General features: G+C 72.9%; 11 protein-coding genes. 4 read left to right on the top strand and 7 right to left on the bottom strand.

Annotated elements, in window-relative coordinates:
- Position 1 precedes the first annotated feature (1 nt).
- From HNR30_RS10970 to HNR30_RS10960, 3 genes are all read left to right on the top strand, one after another.
- Positions 2–1,342 carry an LLM class flavin-dependent oxidoreductase gene (locus HNR30_RS10970; RefSeq protein WP_181609651.1) on the top strand — a complete coding sequence of 447 codons (1,341 nt, stop codon included), beginning with the start codon at positions 2–4 and terminating at the stop codon, positions 1,340–1,342.
- A gap of 8 nt (positions 1,343–1,350) precedes the next feature.
- Positions 1,351–2,373, top strand: coding sequence for an aldo/keto reductase (locus tag HNR30_RS10965; protein ID WP_181609650.1), 1,023 nt, complete (start codon positions 1,351–1,353; stop codon positions 2,371–2,373).
- Between the two features lie 228 nt (positions 2,374–2,601).
- Positions 2,602–4,011: an MFS transporter gene (locus HNR30_RS10960; RefSeq protein WP_312894324.1), complete on the top strand. Its 1,410-nt coding sequence runs from the start codon at positions 2,602–2,604 to the stop codon at positions 4,009–4,011.
- 323 nt (positions 4,012–4,334) lie between these two features.
- On the opposite strand, the gene asnB is transcribed toward HNR30_RS10960, so the two are convergent.
- The gene (gene asnB / locus HNR30_RS10955; protein WP_181609649.1) at positions 4,335–6,179 is read right to left on the bottom strand and encodes an asparagine synthase (glutamine-hydrolyzing); all 1,845 of its coding nucleotides are present in this window, start codon (positions 6,177–6,179) and stop codon (positions 4,335–4,337) included.
- 752 nt (positions 6,180–6,931) lie between these two features.
- Between asnB and HNR30_RS10950 the strand changes: the two genes are divergently transcribed.
- On the top strand, positions 6,932–7,579 hold the full coding sequence (locus HNR30_RS10950; protein WP_246378016.1) for a TetR/AcrR family transcriptional regulator: 648 nt from the start codon (positions 6,932–6,934) through the stop codon (positions 7,577–7,579).
- Between the two features lie 503 nt (positions 7,580–8,082).
- On the opposite strand, the gene HNR30_RS10945 is transcribed toward HNR30_RS10950, so the two are convergent.
- From HNR30_RS10945 to HNR30_RS10920, 6 genes are all read right to left on the bottom strand, one after another.
- Positions 8,083–8,913 carry a thioesterase II family protein gene (locus HNR30_RS10945; protein ID WP_181609647.1) on the bottom strand — a complete coding sequence of 277 codons (831 nt, stop codon included), beginning with the start codon at positions 8,911–8,913 and terminating at the stop codon, positions 8,083–8,085.
- 7 nt (positions 8,914–8,920) lie between these two features.
- Positions 8,921–10,636: an ABC transporter ATP-binding protein gene (locus HNR30_RS10940; RefSeq protein ID WP_181609646.1), complete on the bottom strand. Its 1,716-nt coding sequence runs from the start codon at positions 10,634–10,636 to the stop codon at positions 8,921–8,923.
- The gene (locus tag HNR30_RS10935) at positions 10,633–12,453 is read right to left on the bottom strand and encodes an ABC transporter ATP-binding protein (RefSeq protein ID WP_181609645.1); all 1,821 of its coding nucleotides are present in this window, start codon (positions 12,451–12,453) and stop codon (positions 10,633–10,635) included. The genes HNR30_RS10940 and HNR30_RS10935 overlap by 4 nt, the downstream gene beginning before the upstream one ends.
- A gap of 70 nt (positions 12,454–12,523) precedes the next feature.
- Entirely contained in the window at positions 12,524–13,555 is a 1,032-nt protein-coding gene (locus HNR30_RS10930) for a Gfo/Idh/MocA family oxidoreductase (protein ID WP_220133402.1), read from the bottom strand.
- Positions 13,552–17,400, bottom strand: a complete 3,849-nt coding sequence (locus HNR30_RS10925; RefSeq protein ID WP_181609644.1) for a non-ribosomal peptide synthetase — start codon at positions 17,398–17,400, stop codon at positions 13,552–13,554. Before HNR30_RS10925 ends, HNR30_RS10930 begins: the two co-directional genes overlap by 4 nt.
- Positions 17,397–22,025 carry a non-ribosomal peptide synthetase gene (locus HNR30_RS10920; protein ID WP_181609643.1) on the bottom strand — a complete coding sequence of 1,543 codons (4,629 nt, stop codon included), beginning with the start codon at positions 22,023–22,025 and terminating at the stop codon, positions 17,397–17,399. Before HNR30_RS10920 ends, HNR30_RS10925 begins: the two co-directional genes overlap by 4 nt.
- Positions 22,026–22,037: the final 12 nt, after the last annotated feature.

Here is a 22,037-nt window from a genome sequence, read left to right as displayed (position 1 = left end):
CATGACCAAGCGGCAGGGAAGACTGCATCTCAACGCGTTCCTGATGAGCGTCGGCCACCACGAGGCGGCCTGGCGGCTGCCCTCGGCCGATCCCTTCGCCAACACCGACATCGCCTACTTCCAGAACCTGGCCAGGATCGCCGAGCGCGGCAAGCTCGACTCGCTGTTCCTGGCCGACAGCCCGGTCCTGTGGGGCGAGATCGGCCGCAGGCCGTCAGGGGCGCTGGAACCCACGCTGCTGCTCACCGCCCTGGCGACGGCCACCTCGCACATCGGGCTCATCGCGACCGCCTCCACCAGCTACAACGAGCCCTACAACCTGGCCCGGCGCTTCGCCTCGCTCGACCACATCAGCGGCGGCAGGGCCGGATGGAACATCGTCACCACGGCGGGCGCCGACGCCGCGCGCAACTTCAACCTCGACGACCTGCCCGCCCACCGCCACCGCTACGAGCGGGCCGCCGAGTTCGTGGACGTCTCCATCAAGCTGTGGGACAGCTGGGACGACGAGGCGCCGATCGGCGACAAGGACGCGGGCGTCTGGGGCGACACGGACAAGATCTATCCGGCCGCGCACCGGGGAGAGTTCTTCCAGGTCGCCGGAGCGCTCAACGTGCCCAGGCCGCCGCAGGGCCATCCGCTGCTGGTGCAGGCGGGATCGTCCGAGGACGGCAAGGACCTGGCCGCCCGCTACGCCGAGGCGGTCTTCACCGCCCACCAGACGCTCGACGACGCCCGCGCCTTCTACACCGACCTCAAGGAGCGCACCCGCCAGGCGGGCCGCGACCCGGAGGGCATCAAGATCCTGCCCGGCATCGTGCCGGCGATCGGCTCCACCGAGGCGGAGGCGCTCGCGCTGGAGGAGGAGCTGGACCGGCTGATCAACCCGGAGTACGCCAGGAAGCAGCTCGCCACGCTCCTCGACGTCGACCCCGAGGACCTGCCGCTGGACCGGCAGCTCCCGGACGACCTGCCCGACGAGGACGCCGTCGAGGGCGCCAAGAGCCGCTACACGCTGGTCGTCAACCTGGCCAGGAGGGAGAAGCTGACCGTGCGCCGGCTCATCGGACGGCTCGGCGGCGGGCGCGGGCACCGCACGTTCGCGGGCACGCCCGAGCAGGTCGCCGACGCCATCGAGCACTGGTGGCAGAGCGGGGCGGCCGACGGGTTCAACATCATGCCGCCGGTGCTGCCGAGCGGGCTGGAGGTGTTCGTGGACCAGGTGGTGCCGATCCTGCAGCGGCGCGGGCTGTTCCGCACCGAATACGAGGGGACGACGCTGCGCGACCACTACGGCCTGACCCGCCCCGCCAACCGCAACCCGCAGCTCGCCGCCCTCTAGGAGACCCCATGGAATACCGGCCCTTCGGGCGCACCGGCGTCAAGGTCAGCCCCCTCACGCTGGGGGCGATGAACTTCGGGCGGCGCGGCAACCCCGACCACGACGACTCGATCCGGATCATCCACCGTGCCCTCGACGCGGGCATCAACGTGATCGACACCGCCGACGTCTACTCCCAGGGGGAGTCGGAGGAGATCGTCGGCAAGGCGCTCGCCGCGGGCCGCCGCGACGACGTGTTCCTGGCCACCAAGTTCCACGGCCAGATCGGCGACCATCCCCACCACCGGGGCAACTCCCGCCGCTGGATCATCCAGGAGGTCGACAACAGCCTGCGCCGGCTGCGGACCGACTGGATCGACCTGTACCAGGCGCACAGGCCCGACCCCGACACCGACTTCGACGAGACCCTCGGCGCGCTGAGCGACCTGGTCGGCCAGGGCAAGATCCGCTACATCGGCACGTCGACCTTCCCCGCCGACCAGATCGTCGAGGGCCAGTGGACGGCCGAGCGCCGCGGCCGTGAGCGCGTCGTCAGCGAGCAGCCGCCGTACTCCATCCTGGCCAGGGCCGTCGAGCGCGACGTGCTCCCGGTCGCCCAGCGGTACGGCCTGGCGGTCATCCCCTGGTCGCCCCTGGCCGGAGGGTGGCTGTCGGGCCGCTACCTCGACGGCCGTCCATCCAGGCGCGCCGCGCTCTTCCCCGAGCGCTACGACGCCACCACCGAGGCCAACGCGCCCAAACGCGCGGCGGTCGGCGAGCTGGCCGCGCTGGCGGAGGAGGCGGGGCTGTCGCTGATCCACCTCGCCCTCGCGTTCGTGCTGGAGCACCCCGCGGTCACCTCGGCCATCATCGGACCGCGCACGCTGGAGCACCTGGAGTCGCAGCTCGACGCGGTGAAGGTGACGCTCACGCCGGACGTGCTCGACAGGATCGACACGATCGTGCCGCCCGGCGTCACCCTCAACCCGGCCGATGCGGGCTACCACCCTCCGGCCATCACCTCGCCCGGGGCGCGTCGCCGCTCGGGCTGATCCCGCAGCACCTCCAAGGCCCTCCGCCAGATGGCGGGGGGCCTTCGCCGTACGCCCTTGCGACGTCCGGCTGTCGACATCGCGCGCCTTCCGATGTTATTTTCAGTACGTGTACGAAAAGGCTGACGCGCTAGCGCAGAGGACTGAGTTACGGTGAAGAACGCGGAATCAGCAAGCGCACCATCGGTCATCGCTCCGGCCGCCCGGCCAGGGCTCACCCTTGCCGCGGTGGCCGTCGTGCAGTTCATGGTGTCGGTCGACCTGTCAGTGGTGAATCTCGGACTCCCCCAGATCTCCAGCGGCCTCGGCTTCAGCGCCGTCGGCCTGACCTGGGTCATCCACGCCTACGCGCTCACGTTCGGCGGGCTCCTGCTGCTCGGCGGCAAGATCGCCGACCGGTTCGGGCACCGGCGGGTGCTCCTGATCGGCCTCGCCGTCTTCGGCATCGCCTCCCTCCTGGGCGGATTCGCGCAGGAACCCGGCCACCTCGTCGCCGGGCGCGCCCTGCAGGGCATCGGCGCCGCGGCCCTGTCACCGGCGGCGCTGGCACTCCTCACAGTGACCTTCCCCTCCGGCAAGGAACGGGTGCGCGCCTACGGCATCTGGAGCGCCGTCAACGCCGCCGGCGGCGCCCTCGGCGTGCTGATCGGCGGGGCGCTCACCGAGTACGCGGGCTGGCGCTGGGTGATGTTCATCAGCGTCCCGATGGCCGCCATCGCGCTGGCGCTCGCCTGGCGCGGCGTCGCCCCGGCCCCTCCGCTCGCCCCCAGCGGCCGCCCCGACGTCCTGGGCGCCATCCTGGGCACGGCGGGCATGACGCTGCTGGTGTTCGGGGTCGTACGGACCGAGCAGTACGCGTGGACCTCGCCGGTCACGCTGGGAACCCTCGCCGCGGCGGCCGTCCTGCTGGCGGCGTTCGTCGCCGTCGAGCGGACCACGACCCGCGACCCGCTCGTACGGCCCGGCCTCCTGGCCAACCGCTGGGTCAGCGGCGCCAACTCCTTCAACCTGCTCCTCGGGGCGGCGATGGCGTCGTGCTTCTACTTCGCCTCCCTCTACCTGCAGCAGGTCCTCGGGACCAGCCCGACGCTCGCCGGACTCCAGCTCCTGCCGTTCGCCTTCGGTGTGATCATCGGGGCGGCGGTGGCCATCAAGCTCGGCTACCGGGTGGCGCTGCGCACCCTGCTGATCGCCGGCGGCCTCGTGACCGCGGCCGGATTCGCCTGGTTCGGCCTGATGAGCGCCAACGGATCCTTCCTCGTCGACGTGCTCGGACCGTCGCTCGTCACGAGCATCGGCTTCGGGCTCTGCCTCGGCCCCGTCGTCTCCGCGGCCACCGTGGACGTCCCGCAGCGGGACGCGGGCACCGCGTCGGGGCTGCTGTCGAGCTCGCGGCAGATCGGCGCCTCGCTCGGCCTGGCCGCGCTCGGCACCGCCGCCCATGGCTTCGCCGGGTCGAGCGCCACGCCGCAGGCGCTCGCCGAGGGGTACGGGCTGGGGATGACGCTCGGGGCGGTGCTGCTGGCGGGGGCGGTGCTCATCGCCTTCTTCGTGCTGCCGCGCACGAGCGCGACGGCTACGGCGGAGCACGACGCGCCCGCGCCGGGTGCGCCGCAGCTGGTGCCTGAGGCGGAATGACGGCTCCGCCCCGCCCCGGCGCCCCGCGAACCACGGCACGGCGACCCACGACGCCGTGCCGCTTCGCACGCCCACCACGGCGGCCTACTCGTGGACGCCCCCCTCTACCTCAGGCCGCGCCACCTCACGCCACCACGCTCCCGTCGGGTCATGCCCCCAACCGCAGGTTGTGGGCGCGCATCGCCGGGGAAGCGCGGAGGCGCATCGCCGTCGTCGTGGCGATGCGCCCATGCGGGTGCGGGAAGGCCGGGGAGGTGTGACCGGTGAGTGACAGGGTGGCGGGACGGGCGGGCGCGTCGGAGGGGGCGCGCCCGCCCGCGGGGTCAGTCGAGCAGCAGCTCCGGCGAGTGCCGCTCCATCCACACGTGCAGGTCGAGCACCCGCTCGAGCCCGCCGCGTACGGCGACCGGCATGCTCGCCGGGTCCTGCGCCACGACCTGCTGGGCCCACGCGCGGTCGACCAGGGCGAACACCGGCGCGTCCCGCTCGGCGACGAGCTCCTTGACCTGCTGCTGCAGGAAGGCCGCGTATCCGGGGCTCTGGGGCGATGGGAAGGGGCTCTTGACCCGCTCCACCACCGAGCGCGGCAGGACGGGGGCGGCCGCCTGCCGCAGCAGGCTCTTCTCGCGGCCGTCGCACGTCTTCAGCGCCCAGGGCGTGTTGTAGACGTACTCCACCAGCCGGTGGTCGCAGAACGGCACCCGGACCTCGAGCCCGACGGCCATGGACAGGCGGTCCTTGCGGTCGAGCAGGGCGCGGACGAACCGGGTCAGGTGCAGGTGGCAGGTGGTGCGCATCAGCCGGTCCTGCTCGGACTCGCCGTCGAGGTGCTCCACGTCGGCCAGGGCGGCCGCGTACTGGTCGGCGGTGTAGGCCTCGACGTCGAGGCGTTCGCGCAGGCCGGGCTCGATGTGGTCGGTCCTGGCCGCGAGGCTCAGCGGCGGGATGACCATCATCCAGGGGAAGGTGCCGCCGCGCAGGAGTTGCGGGTGGTGGAACCACGGGTAGCCGCCGAACACCTCGTCGGCCGACTCGCCGGACAGCGCCACCGTGGAGTGCTCTCTGATCGCCCTGAACAGCAGGTACAGGGAACTGTCGAGGTCTCCGAAGCCGTTGGGGATGTCGCGTGCTCCGACGGTCGCCTGCCGTACGGAGGGGTCGGACAGGTCGGCGGGGTCGAGCACCACGTCGCGGTGGGAGGAGCGCACGTGGGCGGCGACGTCGCGGACGAACGGCGAGTCGGGCGTGTCGCGCATCTCGTCGGGGACGAAGTTCTCCTCCTGGCCGACGAAGTCGACCGAGAAGCTGCGCACCCGCTCGCCGCGCAGCGCCAGCCGCTCGGCCGCCAGGGCGGTGATCGCGCTGGAGTCGAGGCCTCCGGACAGGAGCACGCACTGGGGCACGTCGGAGATGAGCTGCCGGTCGACGATGCCGGTGAGCAGGTCGCGCACACGCTCGATGGTGTCGTCGCGGCTGTCGGTGTGCTCGGTCGCGCGCAGGTACCAGTAGGTGCGGTGGCGGGGGCCGCCGCGGTCGACGACGAGCGTCGTGCCCGGCACCAGCTCGTGCATGCCCTTCCACAGGGCCCAACCGGGGGTCTTGGTCTGGGCGAACAGCTCGCGCAGGCCGTCGGTGTCGACGGCCTTGCGCACCAGCGGGTTGGCGAGGATCGCCTTGGGCTCGGAGCCGAACAGCACGCCGTCCGGGGTCGGGTGGTAGAAGAGCGGCTTGATGCCCATGCGGTCGCGGACGAGGAGGAGCTTCTGGTCGCGTTCGTCCCAGATCGCGAAGGCGTACATGCCCTCGAGATGATCGACGACGCTCTCGCCCCACTCCAGGTAGGCGCGGAGCACGACCTCGGTGTCGCTCTCTGTCCTGAACGGGTGGCCGAGCGCCTTGAGCCGGTCGCGCAGGGACCGGAAGTTGTAGACCTCGCCGGAGTAGACCAGGCAGACCTCGCCGGCGGGGGTGCCGGCGGTCATCGGCTGTGCCCCGCCCGGCAGGTCGATGACGGCCAGGCGCCGGTGGCCGAGGGCCGCGTGCGCCCGCACGTACGTGCCGCGGCCGTCGGGGCCGCGGCAGGCCATCGTCCCGGTCATCGCGTCGAGCACGTCGCCCTGGTGCGTCAGGTCGGCGCCGAACGACACCCAGCCTGCGATTCCGCACATCTCACGACCCCATTTCCACTAGGTTTGCGCGCACTTCTCGTCGAGTCATGGGGATCGGCTCTCCCGTTCGCGGGGATGTGCGGGGCGGAGGCTTGTGAAACCTCCGGCTCGCCCGTACGGCACGGCCGCCGGTGTGCCCGGCGGAATCGCGCAGGGCACACCGGCTTTTTCGCGGGAGGCAGATCGTTCCGATGCGAGCGTCAGAGGAATTCGGGCGCCGTGCTCTCGTCCATCGGGGCACCGGTTCGCCGGTACGGCGGCTTTCCCCTTCGATCGCGGAATAAGGCCGCCCCGGCGTGTTCGCGGCAATCCGCTGCCGCACGTGTGCCATTTCCATCAATCGACGCCACCAAGCCCTGGCGCGGCGTCGTCATCAACAATTCAACGCCGGCGCGACATAGTTCGACCCTGCGAACCTCGAAACAGCTTCAACTTGCCCGAATATCTGGTAAGATACCATCGAGGTCAGACCCCAACAATGTTCGTTTCACACCTGCCCATGTGAATAATTCACATCGCGTCGATTGGGTGACATATCCACGCACCCAGTGTTTTGCTAGGATCAGGCGTCAGCACCACTGAGCTCTGGCATGTTGATTTTCCCAACAGTCGATCGTCGTGGCTCGACACGAATGTTCCACCGGTCGTCTCGGAAAGACCCCCGCCTCGCTCGTCGATGAACGCAAGCATCGTGGAGGATTGAGATGCCCACAGAAGAACCCCAGACAAAGGGCGTCGGCCGGCCTCCCCGCTTGTCCCTCGAGGCGATCATCGCCGCCGCCGACCACATCCTGCAGTCGGAAGGTTCCGAGAAGCTGTCGATGCGGCGGCTGGCGACCGAGCTGAACAGCGCGCCCATGGCGCTCTACTACCACGTGCGCGACAAGGACGAGTTGTTGCTGCTCCTGATGGAGATGCAGGCGGCCCGCATACCGCGCCCGGACTTCCCCGACGACCCGCGTGACCGGCTCGTCGCCGTGGCGATCATGCTGTACGAACTGCTCGCGGAGCGATTGTGGATCGTCGAGGTGCTGACGGGCGACGACCTGATCGCCCCGTCGGCGCTGTGGTTCGTCGACGAGATGATCGGATCGGCCGTCGAGTACGGGCACAGCCCTGAGCAGGCGGTCTACATCTACCGCACGATCTGGTACTACATCGTGGGGGATTTGATCGTCCGGGCCAACGGCAAGAGGCGGCGCAGCAGGGCCGCCGGTCCGGTCCACCAGGACCAGGTGATCAGCAGCCTGAACAACGGCACGCACCCCAGGCTGACGGCGGTGGCGGAGCGCTGGGCCGAACTCAACGCCCGCGACACCCATCGGCAGGGGCTGGAGGCGATCGTCGACGGGCTGCTGCGATCGGCGCCGCTGCCGGAGGGCATCACAGCCGACCGGTAGCCGGCCGGGCTGCGGGTCCGCAGGTCGGGGAGGCTGCAGGTCCGCGGGGCTGGCGACGTGGCTGATCGGGGCCCGGGCGACACCGGGCGCTCGGCGCGAGGCCGAGGGACCCGGTAAGCGGCATGATGCGCACCCGGGAGCCGAGGTGCAGGAGCGAGGCTCGCCGGGCGGCACAGAACCAGCACGTGGCCCAGGGCGAGCTCGAGGCAGCAGGCCGAGACCACGCGGCAGCGCGAGCGTGAGTCGACAGGGCGAGCGCACGCCACAAGCCGAGAACATACGGAAGGGCGAGCGCGAGACGACAGCGCCAGAGCGCGCCACAGGCCGAGCATGAGGCGCCAGCGCGAGAGCCTGCCGCAGGGCGTGAGCACACGGCGGGGCGAAGGTCAGGCCGCAGGGGCGAGCGCGGCGGTGAAGCGTGTCGCCGCCGCGCTCCGGGGTGGTGGCGCGAGGGGTGAGAGCCCGGCGTCAGGCCGTGTCCCCGCCCTTCGGGGAGAGGCCGGTCAGGGCATCGACGGCCACGGGTTCGCCGCCTTCGAGGCCGCGATCCGTGCCCGCGACGTCAGCAACGCGATGACCGCGTCCCGGTGTTCGTCGAGATAGAAATGCCCACCCGGAAAAGCCTGGAAATCACATTCCGCCAAAGTCGTCTCCCGCCACCCTTCGGCCTCCGAGACGGAGATCTCCGAATCGCGATCGCCATAAAGAACGGTCACCGGCACGGTCAGCCGCTCCCCCGGCTCCATTCGATAGGTCTCGCTCAGCCGATAATCGCTCCGAATGATCGGGAGAAAAGCCTTGATGAGCGGGTCGTCGTCGAGAATGGAGAGGTGCGTCGCGTCCGTACGGCGCAATTCCTCGACCAATTCGGCGTCGCTGCCACGATGTACGATTCCCGGTCTGGTCATGGCCGGCGCCGGATGTCCCGAAACGACCAGCCGCATCGGCGGGTCGCCTGCCGCGCAAAGGTGGCGGGCGATTTCGTAGGCGACGATCGCGCCCATGCTGTGGCCGAAGAGAATGGTCGGGACAGAAGGTCCGTCAAGTGGTAGGTCGGCTGCCAGTAAGGTGACGAGGCCTTGCATATCCGGCGGCACGGGTTCCGAATAGCGGTCTTCTCGCCCCGGATACTGGACGGCGACGAATTCGACGTCCCAGGGCGCGGCGGAGCTCCACGGTCGGTAGTAGCTGGCGCTGCCGCCGCCGTGCGGGAAGAGCAGGACCCTGGCGCGGGCGTAGGGCCGGGGGTCGAGCCGGCGAAACGCACCGGCCCGGTGGTCAGCGGGCAACAGGTCGGCGGGCAGGGGGCCCGCGGGGAGGGGGTCGGTCAGCATGGTGGCCTCATTCGCTCGCGACCGGCGCCATGGCGATGCTCCAGAAGTCGGCGTAGCGCCCGCCACGCCGGAGCAGCTCGTCGTGGGTGCCCTGTTCGACGAGCCGTCCTTGGTCGAGGAAGACGATGTGGTCGGCGCGCTGCACGGTGCGCAGCCGGTGGGCGACCATCACGACGGTGCGCCCGGCCATGAGCCGTTCGATGCCCTCGTGCACGGCCGCCTCGTTGACGGGGTCGAGCGCGGAGGTGACCTCGTCGAGCAGGACGATGGGCGCGTCCTTGAGCAGCGCCCGCGCGATGGAGACGCGCTGGCGTTCGCCGCCGGACAGCAGTGCGCCGCCTTCGCCGACGTTGGCCGACCAGCCGCCCGGCAGCCGTTCGACGACCTCGTCGAGGCGGGCGGCGCTCGCGGCGGCCCGTACCTCGGCGTCGGTGGCGTCGGGGCGGCCGAGGCGCACGTTCTCCTCGATGGTGCCGTCGAAGAGGTAGACGTTCTGGAAGACGATGGCGATGCGCCGCATGAGCTCTTCGGTGTTCATGGAGCGCACGTCGGCGCCTCCGACGCGCACCGATCCCGACCCGACGTCGTAGAAGCGGGCGAGCAGCTGCAGCAGGGTGCTCTTGCCCGCGCCCGACGGTCCGACGACGGCCAGGCGTTGCCCTTCTGGCAGCGACAGCGTGACGTCGTCGATGACCGTACGGCCGGCGTGCTGGAAGGTGACGGATTCGAAGGTGATGTCGTGGCCGGCGGGCAGGAGCGGTTCGGCGGGTTCGGGCAGCGGCTCGGTGCGCAGCACGGTGTCGAGCCTGTCGAGCTCGGAGCGGGCGCCGCGCAGTTTGCCTCCGATGTCGGACAGCGACAGCAGCGGGTCGGCGCACCGGGCGGCGAGCACCAGGATCGTCAGGATCTCGGCCGCCCCGATGCTCCCGCCGATGACCAGGTAGGCGCCCAGGACCAGCAGGGCGGTGAAGATCGCCTGCACGGTGAGGGTGAGGCCGACGGCGCCCGGCAGGACGGTCAGCACGGTGCGGCGGGAGGCGCGCTGCACCTCGCGCAGGGAGTCGTCGAGCAGGTCGAAGCGCTCGCCGGTCCGGCCGCCCGCGCGCAGCACGGGCTGGGCCTGGAGGAACTCGATGACGCGGCCGGTCGCCTCCTTGTCGCGGGTGTGGCGCTCGTGGTCGGTGGCGGCCATGGAGCGGGCGGTCCACGCCTGGATGGCGGCGACGATGGGCGCGGCGACGAGTGCGGCGAGGCCGAGCTGCCAGTTGAAGGCGGTCATGACGACGACGATGGTCAGCGGCGTGACGCAGGCGGAGACGAAGGGGGCGAGGAGGTGCGCCGACACGCCCATGGCCTGCAGGAGGCCGCGGCTGGCCATGATCGACACTTCGCCGACCCTGCCGGTGTCGTACCAGCCGATGGGCAGGCGGGCCAGGTGCTCGCCGAGGCGGTAGTACATGCCGCGCAGCATCGTGGTGCCCACGCGCATGCCGGACAGGTCGCTGAAGTAGCGCAGCACGGCGTAGACGGCGACCGCGCCGCCGAATCCGGCCAGCCAGGGTACGGCCCGCGCGGGGTCGTCGCCGAGCAGCGCGGCCAGGACGGGCACGAGCAGCGCGTAGGACAGGCCTTCGACGACCGCGGTGACGGTCATGAGGGCCACGGTGCGGCGCATGGCCCGGGCGTAGTCGTCGCCCAGCACCCGCAGCAACATGCGGATCATCGGGGGTCGCCTCCTTGCTCTGCGTGACCCAGGGTGTCGATCTCGTCGTCGAGGACGGTGCGTTGCGCCTGCCAGAAGGCGGCGAATCTGCCGCCGCGTTCGAGCAGCTCGCCCGGGCTGCCGCTCTCGACGATGCGGCCGTCGTCGAGCACGACGACGGTGTCGGCGTCGGCGACGGTCTCCAGGCGGTGGGCGATCACCAGGATGGTGCGGTCGCCGCCGAGGCCGGCCAGCGCGTGCCGTACGGCCTGCTCGGTCTGCGGGTCGGCGAACGCGGTCGCCTCGTCGAGCACCAGGACGGGCGCGTCGGCGAGCAGCGCGCGGGCGATCGCGATGCGTTGCGCCTCGCCGCCGGACAGGCCCGCCTCCTCGCCGAGGACGGTCGCGTAGCCGCGGGGCAGTTGCAGGATGCGTTTGTGGATGTTGGCCAGCTCGGCGGCGCGGACGACGGCTTCGGGATCGGCGTGCGGCACCGCAAGCGCGATGTTGTCGGCGACCGAGGCGCGCAGCAGGCGCACGTCCTGGAAGACGAAGGAGACGCGCTGGTAGAGCTCGCGGCTGCCGATCTCGCGCAGGTCGACCCCGCCGAGGGTGACCGAGCCGTGGGTGGGGTCGAAGAAGCGGGGCAGCAGTTGCACCAGCGTGGATTTGCCGCTGCCCGAGGGTCCGACGACGGCGGTGACGGTGCCGGGTTCGAGGACCAGGTCGATGCCGCGCAGGACCTCGCGGTCGGCTTCGTAGCCGAAGCGCACGCCGCGTAGTTCCACCCGGTGTCCGCTCGGTGTGACGGGCCGCGCGGGCTCCGGCAGCGGGGGCACGCCGAGGACCTCCTTGATGCGGCCGACGGCGCGGCCCGCTGCCTGCAGGTCGTCGAAGCCGTGGCCGAGGGCCGCGACCGGTGCGGTGAGGCCCAGGCCGAGCAGCAGGAACGGCAGCAGGTCGACCGGCGCCAGGCTGCCGGAGGTGATGAGCAGCGTGCCGCCGGCGAGCACCACCAGCAGCACGAACGGCGGCGACAGCACCAGCTGCATGCCCGCGGCGACCAGGGACATGCCGCGCACCCACCGGGAGAAGGTGCCGACGAAGTCGTCGACGGCGGTGAGGAACGTGCGGTGGGAACGTTCTGAGCCGCCGAACGCCTTGACCACGGCGATGCCCTGCACGAACTCGATCACGGAGCTGGCGATGCGTCCCATGGCGCCGTCGAACTCCTCCTGCTCGCGGGTGCGCGCGGGGAGCATGAGCAGCGGCACGTGCGCGATGGCCAGCACCACCGGGATCAGCGTGATCAGCGTCAGCCGCCAGTCGATGGTGAACAGGTAGACCAGCGACACCAGCGGCACGACGAAGGCGGCCACCAGCTCGCCGGGGGCGTGGGCGATCAACGGGTGCACCGCGCTCACGTCCTCCCCCACCACCTTGGCCAGCTCACCGGTGCGTCGCCGCGAGAACCAGCCGATCGGCACCCGCCCCAGATGCGCGGCGAGCTCGCGGCGGAGGGTCAGCTGGACCTTGCCGTCGAGCACGTGGCCAAGGCCGGAGGAGGCCGCGGTGAACGCCAGGCGGACGAACAGGCCCGCTGCGCCCGCGATCACCACGAACCACACGTGGGCCTCGTCGACGGGCCCCGGTGTCAGCAGGGTGCGGCCCAGCTCGACGACGGCCAGCAACGGCGCGAGGCCCGCGAGGGCGCCTATCACCTGGAAGACCACGACGCCGGCGAAGGTGCGGGCGTGGGGCCGCAGCAGCCTTCCCATGCTCGGGCCGGGGGCGGGATCCGCCTCTCTCGGCGCCGTTGCCGTATCAAGTGCGCTCATGGCTCTCCCCTCAGATTCGTACGCGTACGATTATCATCCTCCGTCTGGCCGGGCGGCGCAACCGCACACCTCAGAGATCGGCGGCCGACAGGGGCTCTCCCGGCTCCGGTTTGGCCGCCTCGGGGTAGCCGAGAGCCTCGGTCAGCTCCTTCCAGGCCCGGGCGACGGTCAGGTGCCGTTGCCCGCCGTGCAGCGGGTCCGCGCCGAGCTCGACGCGCTCGCGCAGGGTGTCCAGGGCGCTCACCACACCCTCGCCCCAGACGTCGTTGACGGCGCCCGCCCACGTGGGCGCGGCGGCGGGTCCGACGAAGTCGCTGGTCACGCCAAGCCCGTCGGACGGCAGGACCTGCTCGTCCGGGTTCGACGGCAGCCGCAGCACCGGGCTCCAGATCACCGGGCCGTGCGTGTTGGCCAGCAGGAGATTGCCCGCGTCCGTGCCGACGGTGATCCGGTGCAGCAGCAGGCTGCTGCTGTCGTCGCCCTCCCGCATGCGGTTCTCCACCCGCAGCGTGAGCGGCACTCCGGCGACCTGCGCGTCCACGCTGGTGAACGGACGCCCGCCCGGTACGGCCACGGCCGACAGGCTCCAGGGGCGCAACCCGTCGAAGATCCCGGCCAGGATGTCGAGCAGGTCGAAGGAGACCTGCACGGCGCACAGGGCGTCGACGAAGACGGGTGCGCGCATCGAGACCAGGCGGCGTGCGGCGGCGGTGAAGCGGCGGACCGGTTCGAGATGCGGGTAGAAGGTGTTGAGCACGTACTGGGTCCCGGCCTTGCGGGCCGCGCGCAGGCACGCGGCGAGTTCGTCGGGGTGCACGGGATGCTCCTGCAGGACGTGGATGCCGCGCCCGAGCAGCTCCTGGGCGAGCTGGGCGCCCCTGCCGCCGCCGACCGCGCTGGAGACCACGACGCACGCGGCGTCGACGTCGCCGGGAAGCCGCTCCACCGCGTCGTAGAGCGGCACGTCGTACTGCTCGGCCAGGGCCACGGAGCGGGCGCCGCCTCTGGCCAGGATGCCGGCGAGCTGGTAGCGCCCCGGGTCGCGGGCCAGCGCCGCCAGGTAGATCTGGCCGAAGCGGGTGCCGCAGACGACGACCTTCACCGCTGGTCTCCCTGCGGCGATGTGATGGCGTGGGCGACCCAGGCCACGTGTGGGGGGCGCAGGCAGCCGTCATGGCCGCCCGGCAGGTCGAGAACCGTCAGGTCTCCCAGGCAGATCTCGGCCCACGGTCCGGTGCCGGACGCCGTGAGCAGGGTGATGTCGCCCGCGTAGGGCTCGTCCGGGACCGGGCCGGGAGCGATCAGGGTCAGGCGGCTGACGTTGACGTTCGCGTCGGCGAGTGCCCTGGCCAGGTCGAGGGCGATGGGGGCGCCGGTGCCGTGGCCGATGACCTCGACCGTGCCGAGGCCCGCCTGCCGTACCTCGTGGGCGCGCGTTTCGCCGGTGACTCCCAGCAGCGGGCCTGCGGCGGCGAGTTCGTCGATGAGCGCGCCGTCATCGGTGCCGTCCCGCACGAGCAGCCGCACCGGTCCGGTCCCCGCTGCCGACAGGCGCACGAGCGACGACGAGGGCGCGGCTGCCTCGGGCCGCGGCGGCGGGTCGGCGCGTGCCTGCAGCCAGTGCGCCAGCCCGGCGACGGTGGGCGCGTCCAGCAGGGCGCGCAGGAGCACGTCGAAGGTGACCTGCGCGGCCTCCGGGAGGCGCTCGCGCACCTGGCCGACGAACTGGGCGGCCAGCAGGGAGTTGCCTCCCGCCTCGAAGAAGCCCTGCTCGCGGCTCGGCTGGGCGCCGCCGAGCACCTCGGCCCACAGGTGCGCGATGCTGCTCTCGATTCCCGGCCGGGGCGGTTCCGCCGTGCGTCCCTGACGGGCGCCCGGCGCGGGCGCGGCGGCGAGCAGCCGGTCGCGGTCCACCTTCCCGTTCGCGGTCAGGGGAAGCGTCTCGACGATGCGGACCAGCGCGGGGACCATGTGCGGCGGCAGCCTGTCGGCCACCCATCCGGCGAGCTCGCCCGGCTCGGCCGTGGCGTGCCGCTCCGGGACGACGAAGGCGGCCAGGGCCCGCTCGAACGCGTCGCCGCCGGTCGCGAGCACCACGCAGGCGCCCACGCCCGGGTGCTCCCCGAGCACCGCCTCGATCTCGCCCGGCTCGATCCGGTGCCCGCGGATCTTGACCTGCTGGTCGGCGCGGCCGAGGAACTCGATCTCGCCGTCCGGCAGGTACCGCCCGAGGTCGCCGGTGCGGTAGAGCCGCTCCCCCGTCGCCGGGTGCACGATGAAGCGCTCGGCGGTGCGCTCCGGGTCGCCGAGGTAGCCGTCCGCCAGCCCGGCGCCCGCGATGTGGAGCTCGCCCGTGACGAGGTCGGGGCGGTCGCGCAGGGCGCCGTCGAGCACGTGGAGGCGCTGGTTGGCCAGCGGCACGCCGTACGGGATGCTGCGCCAGTGCGGTTCGACGCGCCGGATGCGGTGGTAGTTCGACCAGATCGCCGCCTCCGTCGCCCCGCCGAGGCTGACCAGCTCGGTCCCCGGCAGGTGGCGTACGGCGTGGCCGGGCAGCGACAGCGGGATCCAGTCGCCCGACAACATGGCCAGCCGCAGCCCCGTGAGGTCGGCGGGTTCGGCGTCGAGGTAGTGCATGAGCATCTGCAGCTGCGCGGGCACCGAGTTCCACACGGTCACCCCGTGGCGGGAGACCATGTCGGCCCAGTGCGAGGGGTCGCCTCGGCGCGCGGGGTCGGGCAGGACGAGGGCGGCGCCCAGGGCCGGGGGCCCGAACAGGTCGTAGACGGACAGGTCGAAGCTCAGCGCCGCGAGCCCCAGGACCCGGTCGTCCTCGCCGACGCCGAAGCGCCGGTTGACGTCGTGCACGGTGTTGGCGGCGGCGCGGTGGCCGATCATCACGCCCTTGGGCACGCCGGTCGAGCCAGAGGTGTGCATGACGTAGGCGAGCCCGGTGTCCGGCGTCGCGGGCGCCGCGGGGAGGTACGGGACCGAGCCCGCCGCGGTCACGTCCACGGCGGTCACGCCGGGCGGGACGGCGGCGCCGCCCGCGACGACCGCGAGCCGGGCGCCGCCGCCGGTGAGGATACGGTCGCGGCGCACGGCGGGCTGGGCCAGGTCGACGGGGACGTACACGCCTGCGGCCAGGAGCACGCCGAGCACGCCGACGGCCTGCTCCCTGCTCTTGTCGATCAGGACGCCGACGAGGTCGCCCGGCTCGCACCCCTCGGCGCGCAGCCGCTCGGCCACAGCGGCGGCGCGGCCGAGCCACTGCCCGTAGGTCAGCGTGCCCGCGGGGTCGATCACCGCGATCCGGTCGGGGAAACGCCGTGCGTACTCCGCCAGCGGCTCGTGCAGGAGGCCGCCGGGCGAGGGCGCGCCGGTCGCGTTCACGGCGAGGCGTACGGCACGCTGGGCCGGGGGCAGCGGCTGCGGGTCGGCCGACGACCATGTCTCGTCCGAGGCGGCCAGGCAGCGCAGGAGCGTCTCGAACGCGGTGAACATCTCCTCGGCCAGGCCGTCGGGGAAGACGCCCTCGCGCACGTCCCAGTTCATCTCCAGCCCGCCGTACTGGTCGCCGACCTGGCAGTCGATCCACACCTGCGGGGTCTGGCTGATGCCGTACGACGGCCGGGCCGCGCGCCCGGCGACCGAGACGGCGGCGCCGCCGACGCCGATGCTGCCGGTGAACACCACCGGCAGCACGCCGGCCTCGCGCCCGCGCCGCCTGGCCAGCTCGCGCAGCACCTCGACGCCGCTGTAGAGCCGGTGGTCGAGGTCGTCGAAGACCCGCTCGCCGAGCGCGCGTGCGCGGCCGGCGAAGCTCGTACGGCCCGCGGGCTCGACGGCGAGCACGCTGAGCGAGGTGAAGTCGCCCAGCAGCCGGTCCACGTGCGGATGCAGCGGCATCCGGTTGAGCACCGGCAGCCCGAGGCAGAAGCGCTCGGTGGCGCTCCAGCGGCCGACGGTCTCGGCGTAGGCGGCGAGAACCGCGTTGGCCGGGGTGATGCCGCGTTCGGCGGCGCGGGCCTTCAGCGCCCGCCACACGCCGTCGCCGAGCGTGGCGGTCAGCCGGCGGAACCGCGGCGGGGTGCGTGCCGGGTCGTGGTCGTCGCGCAGGGGCAGAGCGGGCGCTCCGGGCAGCTCGTCGAGGCGGGCCAGCCAGTACTCCCGGTCGCGGGCGTACGGCTCGCCCTCGCGCAGACGCCGCTCGGCCAGCACGTAGTCGCGGAAGCTGGCCTCCACCGCGGGCAGCTCGCACCCGGGGCGCAGGTAGCGCCGGTCCAGCTCGTCGAGCACCTGCTGGAGGCTGAGCCAGTCGAGCGCCATGAAGTCGACCGACACGTGCAGCACGCTGCGCCCGGGCGCCAGGGTCAGGCGCAGCTCGTACATGGGCCGTCTCCCCGTGGGATGCACCTTGTGCGACAGCTCGTCGCGCACGCCCGCGATCGTCTTCCCGACGGTCTCGGCCGAGGCCTCGCGCAGGTCGGCGACGGCGATGCCGGTGGCGGGCGGGTCGGGTACGACACATTGCGTGCCGTCCTCGCGGATGACCGTGCGCAGGGTCTCGTGGCGGCGCACCAGGCCGTCCCACGCCTGCCGCAGCCGGTCGGGGTCGAGGTCGGCCGGGTAGTCGAACTCCTGGTAGAGGTGGCAGGAGACGCCGCCGTGGTCGAAGGCGGGATTGCGGCCGAACAGGTAGGCCGACTGGATGTCGGTCAGCGGGAAGGGCTGGTCGCGATCCTGCGGCCGGTCCTGCCAGACGGCGGGGCCGGTGGCGTTCACGTCGGTCATGACGGCGAGCAGTTCCGCCTTGCGGCTGCGCAACTGCCGCAGACGCGGCTCCGTCATGGCGCCCTGCGGGGCGCGGAAGCGCAGCCGTTCCCCCTCGCGCCACAGCCGGATGCCGGCGCCGGCGAACTCCTCGAGCAGGTCGTGGGCGTTCACACGGCACCTTCCTCGAAGTCGTCGCCCGCCTGCCCGCCGAGCGTGTCGATGAGCGTGCTCAGCCCGGCGACGGTGGGAGCTCGCATGACCTCGCGCATCGGCAGGTCGACGCCCCAGGCGCCGCGGACCTCGGCGACGAGGCGGGTGGCGAGCAGGCTGTCGCCGCCGAGCCGGAAGAAGTTCTCGTCGCGGCCGACGGAGTCCAGGCCGAGCAGCTTCGTCCAGCGTTCCGCGACGAAACGCTCGGTGGGGCCGCGCGGCGGGTCGCCGACGTCGCGGGGGCGGTCGGCGGACTGGCGCAGGATCTCCTCGATGCGGCGGCGGTCGACCTTGCCGTTGGCGCTGAGCGGGAGCGAGGGCAGGACGGAGTAGTGGGCGGGCGCCATGTGCTCGGGCAGGCGGGCCGCCGCCCGCTGGCGCAGGCGTCCGGTGTCGATGCCCGTCGCCGTCTCGGGGCGGTCGGCGGTGAGCAGGATCTCGCCGGTGTCCTCGGCGCGCAGCACCCGGACGCCCGTCAGCCCCGCCTCCAGGCAGGCGCGGGTCCAGCGGCCGGGGCCGTGCAGCCAGGCGTCATTCGCGCGGCCCAGCTCGAATCTGCCCGCGCGGGCTTCCAGCGGGAGCGCGGTCAGCAGGGCGAGCGGGGTCGGGTGGGCGCGTTCCAGCAGGTAGAGGCGGCCGCCGGGGGCCAGCAGCAGGGCCATGGTGGCCGCGGCGGTCTCGGGGTCGGTCATGCGGTGCAGGGCGTTGACCGCCACGACGGCGTCGAACGTGTGCACGTGCCGGCCGTCGATCGCGGCCGTGCCCTGGACGGCTACCTGGGGCTCGTGGCCTTCCTCGCGCAGGGCCTTCTCGGCCTTGGCCAGGGCGGGGCCCGAGGAACCGAGCAGGGTGTAGTCGACGCGCCTTTCGGTGACCTGCCCGTCATCGCCGTGCCCGTCATCGCCGTGCCCGTCGTCGCCGGGCGCCTCGTCCAGCGCGGCGAGGAGCCGGGCGGCGCTGAGCCAGCCCGTGACGTCCCACTCGGCGACGGTGTGGAACTCGGCGCCACGTGCGCGCAGGTCGCCGGCGATCGCCGCGAGGCAGCGGGCGGTGGCGGGCATCAGGTCGTTGAGCGCCTCGGGCGCGAGGACCGGGTCGTCCAGCAGGGCCGTGGCGTCGGCCTCGCCCGTCAGGATGGCGGCGTAGAGGGGCACGGACCACTCCAGAGCGGTGACGACGTGCTCGAGCCTGGTCCCCTGGGCGGCCTGGCGAACCCGCTCGACCCATGCCGCGCCGGTGACCTCGTCCCAGCGCGGGCCCCGCTCGAACCCGCCGGGCGTGCGGGCGAGCACCGAACGCCGGGCCAGGTAGGCGAGCCAGAGGTCCAGCACGGGCCGCTGCTCGTCGCAGACCCCGGCGTACGGCGCGGCGAGCCGGGGGGCGAGGAGCTCGGCGAGCAGGATCTCCACCAGGTGATGCTCGGCCGGTTCCCCACCGTGGGAGGGCGGCAGGAACAGGTCCCCCGAGGTCACGGGCGGACCCTCAGGCACCGTGGGCATAGGCGACGGCGGGGTCTCGACGACCGCCGCCACCACCTCCTTGCGCCCCTCGCTCACCACCATGGCCACGGCCTGGGCCACGGCCGGATCCGCCTGCAGGCACGACTCGATCTCCCCCAGCTCCACGCGGAAGCCGTTGATCTTCACCTGATGGTCGAGGCGCCCCAGAAACTCCAGATTCCCGTCAGGCCAGTACCGGCCCAGGTCGCCGGTGCGATACCAGCGCTCGCCCTCGTGCACGGGGAACCGGGCGGCGGTCAGCTCGGGGTCCCCCCGGTAGCCGAGGGCGACTCCGCTGCCGCCGATCCAGAGCTCGCCCGGCACCCAGTCCGGGCAGTCGCGCCCCCTGCCGTCGACCACCCTGAAGCGCTGGTTGCGCAGCGGCGTGCCGTACGGGATCGAACGCCAGCCCTCCTCCACCTCGGCGACCTCGAACGCGTTGGACCAGATCGCCGCCTCGGTGGCGCCGCCGAGCGCGATCAGCCGGCAGCGCCCGGCCGTCGCGCGGGCCAGGCGGGCGGGCAGGTCGAGGCCGATCCAGTCGCCGGACAGCAGCGCCAGGCGCAGCGTGCCGGGCAGCGGCGCGTCGGCGGCGGCGGTCAGCGCCATGTCGAGCAGGGCGGGGACGGTGTTCCAGACGGTCACGCCGTGGGCGCGGCACAAGCTCAGCCATGCGGCGGCGTCGCGACGGCCGGACTCGGGCACCAGGACGGCCGCGCCGCCGGCGGCGAGGAGGCCGAAGAGGTCCCAGACGGACAGGTCGAAGTCGAGCGCGGACACGGCGAGCACCCGGTCGGCGGGGCCGATGCCGAACCGTTCGTTGATGTCCTCGACCGTGTTGAGGGCGGCGCGGTGGCTGAGCTCGACGCCCTTGGGCAGGCCGGTGGAGCCGGAGGTGAAGATCACGTAGGCGGGGTCGCCGGGGTCGGCGGGCACGGGGGCGCCGAGGGGACGCGCTCGCAGGGCGTCGCCGATCGGGAGGGTCTCGACGCCGGGCGTGCCGGGGAGCCTGGCGCCGTCGAGGACGACGCGGGCGCCGCTCAGCTCCAGGATGCGGGCGCGCCGTTCGGCGGGCTGGTCCACGCCGATGGGCACGTAGGCGGCTCCGGCGGCCAGCACGCCGAGGACGGCGGCGATCTGGTCCGGGCCCTTGGGCGCGATGACGGCGACGGTCGAGCCGCGCCCGACGCCGCGCCGGGCCAGCGCGCCGCCGACGGCGAGCGCCCGCCGCGCCAGCTCATCATGAGCCATCGCCCCGCCCGTCGAGCCGCCCATCGCCCCGCCCGTCGCCCCGCCCGTCGAGCCGCCCGCAGCCTCGGGCGAAGCGCCGGTCGGGGCCGCTGCCGCACCGTCGGTGCCCCACAGGAGGGCGGGACGGCCCGCCCGTTCGGTGGCGCGCTCGAAGAACGCCGTGTGCAGCAGGCCGCCGCTCATCGCGCGCACCCGCGTGTTGGCCTCCGCCCGCGTCGCGACCTGTACGGCAGGCAGCTCGATCCGCGGCGCGCCCTCCCAGTCCCCGTCGAGCAGCCCGCGCACCACCCCCTGGTAGGCCGCCATCATCGCGTCCAGCATCCCGGCCGGGAACAGCGCCTCGACGGCGTCCCAGACCAGGCGCACCCCGCCGTCGCGGGTGCGGTAGATCTGGTGGTCGAGCCAGATCTGCGGCGTCTGCGACAACATCCACGTCGCGTCGCCGAAGCGGGCCGCGAACTCGTCGGGGATCAGCGGCGCCGACAGGTCGTAGGAGAAGACGACGGGCGCCGTGCGGGGCGCGTCCCTGTCGGTGCGGGCCAGGTCGCGCAGCACCTCGACGCCGGTGTAGGAGGCGTGCCCGATGTCCTCGTGCAGCCGCCGCTGGACGGCGCGCGCACGCTCGGCGAAGCCCTCGCCCGCCAGGTCGACCTCCAGCAGCAGCAGCCCGGTGAAGTCGCCCACGAGGCCGCCGATCTCGGGGTGGGCGTCGAGGTCGCGGTCGAAGAGCGGCAGGTTGAGCAGGAAGCGGTCGTCGCCGCTCCAGCGCGCGAGCACCAGGGAGTAGGCCGTGGCCAGCACCGCGGCGGGCGTCAGCCCCGCCTCGCCCGCGCGCCGTTCCAGGACCTGCCATTCGCCGCCGGTGAGCTCGAAGTATCGGCGCGCGAACCGGGGCACGCCCGCCGCCTCGGGTTCGACGGCCAGCGGGAGCCTGGGGCCTCCCGGCAGCTCCGGGAGGCGCCGCTGCCAGTAGGCGCGCGCCCGCTCGCGTTCCGGGCGGCGCACCTCGGCCATGTCGGCCAGGTAGCGGCCGAAGCTGTAGGTGAGCTCGCCGAGGCTGCCGGGGTCGTCGTAGAGGGCGGCCAGTTCGATGAGCATCAGCCGGAAGCTGGCCAGGTCCGCGACGAGCAGGTCGACGTTGAAGTGCAGCCGGTCGACGCCGCCCGGCAGCCGGGTCAGGTGCACGTCGAGGACCTCGCCGCGGCTGACGTCGAGCACCCGGTGCGCCTGCTGGGCACGCAGGTCGAGCGCCGCCGCCTCGGCCTGCTCGGCGGGCAGGTCGCGCCAGTCGCGCACGGTCATGCCCGGCCACGGCGACTCGGCGAGGATGCGGTGGGTGGCGTCGTCGACGAAGCAGGCCCGCAGCATCGGGTGGCGCTCGATGAGGCGGCGCACGGCCCGATCCAGGCGGTGCGGTTCGACGCGCGCCAGATCGAACTCCAGGTAGTTGTGGCAGCCGACGCCGCCGAGCGGCTGGTGGCCGGCGCGGCCGATGAGGTAGGCCTGCTGGACGGGCGTCAGCGGGAAGACCGAGCTGTCGTGCGGCCCGGGGCCGGTGGCCGCGGGCCGCTCGGCGACCACCGTGCCCGCGAGCAGGTCCGACCACGCGCGCAGGCGCGGGTCGTCGGCGAGCTGCGCGAACGTCACCTCGGCGCCGGCCCGGTTGAGCCGGTTGGCCAGGCGCATCAGCTCGATCGACTGCAGGCCCAGTTCGAAGACGTTGCTGTCGTCGTCGTCCTGGGTCAGCTCGATGCCCATGAGCTCGGAGAGCGTGCGGCGCAGCGTGTCCGGGTCCAGGCCGGCTCCTGCGGCGCGGTCGATAATCTCCGATGACATTTCCAGGCTCCC

This window comes from Nonomuraea soli (assembly GCF_013761175.1).
GTDB lineage: Bacteria > Actinomycetota > Actinomycetes > Streptosporangiales > Streptosporangiaceae > Nonomuraea > Nonomuraea soli.
This window is presented reverse-complemented; position numbering and strand designations above follow the sequence as displayed.

Bases quoted from the DNA above. Each gene is read 5' to 3' on its own strand.
- HNR30_RS10970 (WP_181609651.1), top strand. From the start codon at position 2: ATGACCAAGCGGCAGGGAAGACTGCATCTCAACGCGTTCCTGATGAGC.
- HNR30_RS10965 (WP_181609650.1), top strand. From the start codon at position 1,351: ATGGAATACCGGCCCTTCGGGCGCACCGGCGTCAAGGTCAGCCCCCTC.
- asnB (WP_181609649.1), bottom strand. From the start codon at position 6,179: ATGTGCGGAATCGCAGGCTGGGTGTCGTTCGGCGCCGACCTGACGCAC.
- HNR30_RS10945 (WP_181609647.1), bottom strand. From the start codon at position 8,913: ATGCTGACCGACCCCCTCCCCGCGGGCCCCCTGCCCGCCGACCTGTTG.
- HNR30_RS10940 (WP_181609646.1), bottom strand. From the start codon at position 10,636: ATGATCCGCATGTTGCTGCGGGTGCTGGGCGACGACTACGCCCGGGCC.
- HNR30_RS10935 (WP_181609645.1), bottom strand. From the start codon at position 12,453: ATGAGCGCACTTGATACGGCAACGGCGCCGAGAGAGGCGGATCCCGCC.
- HNR30_RS10920 (WP_181609643.1), bottom strand. From the start codon at position 22,025: ATGTCATCGGAGATTATCGACCGCGCCGCAGGAGCCGGCCTGGACCCG.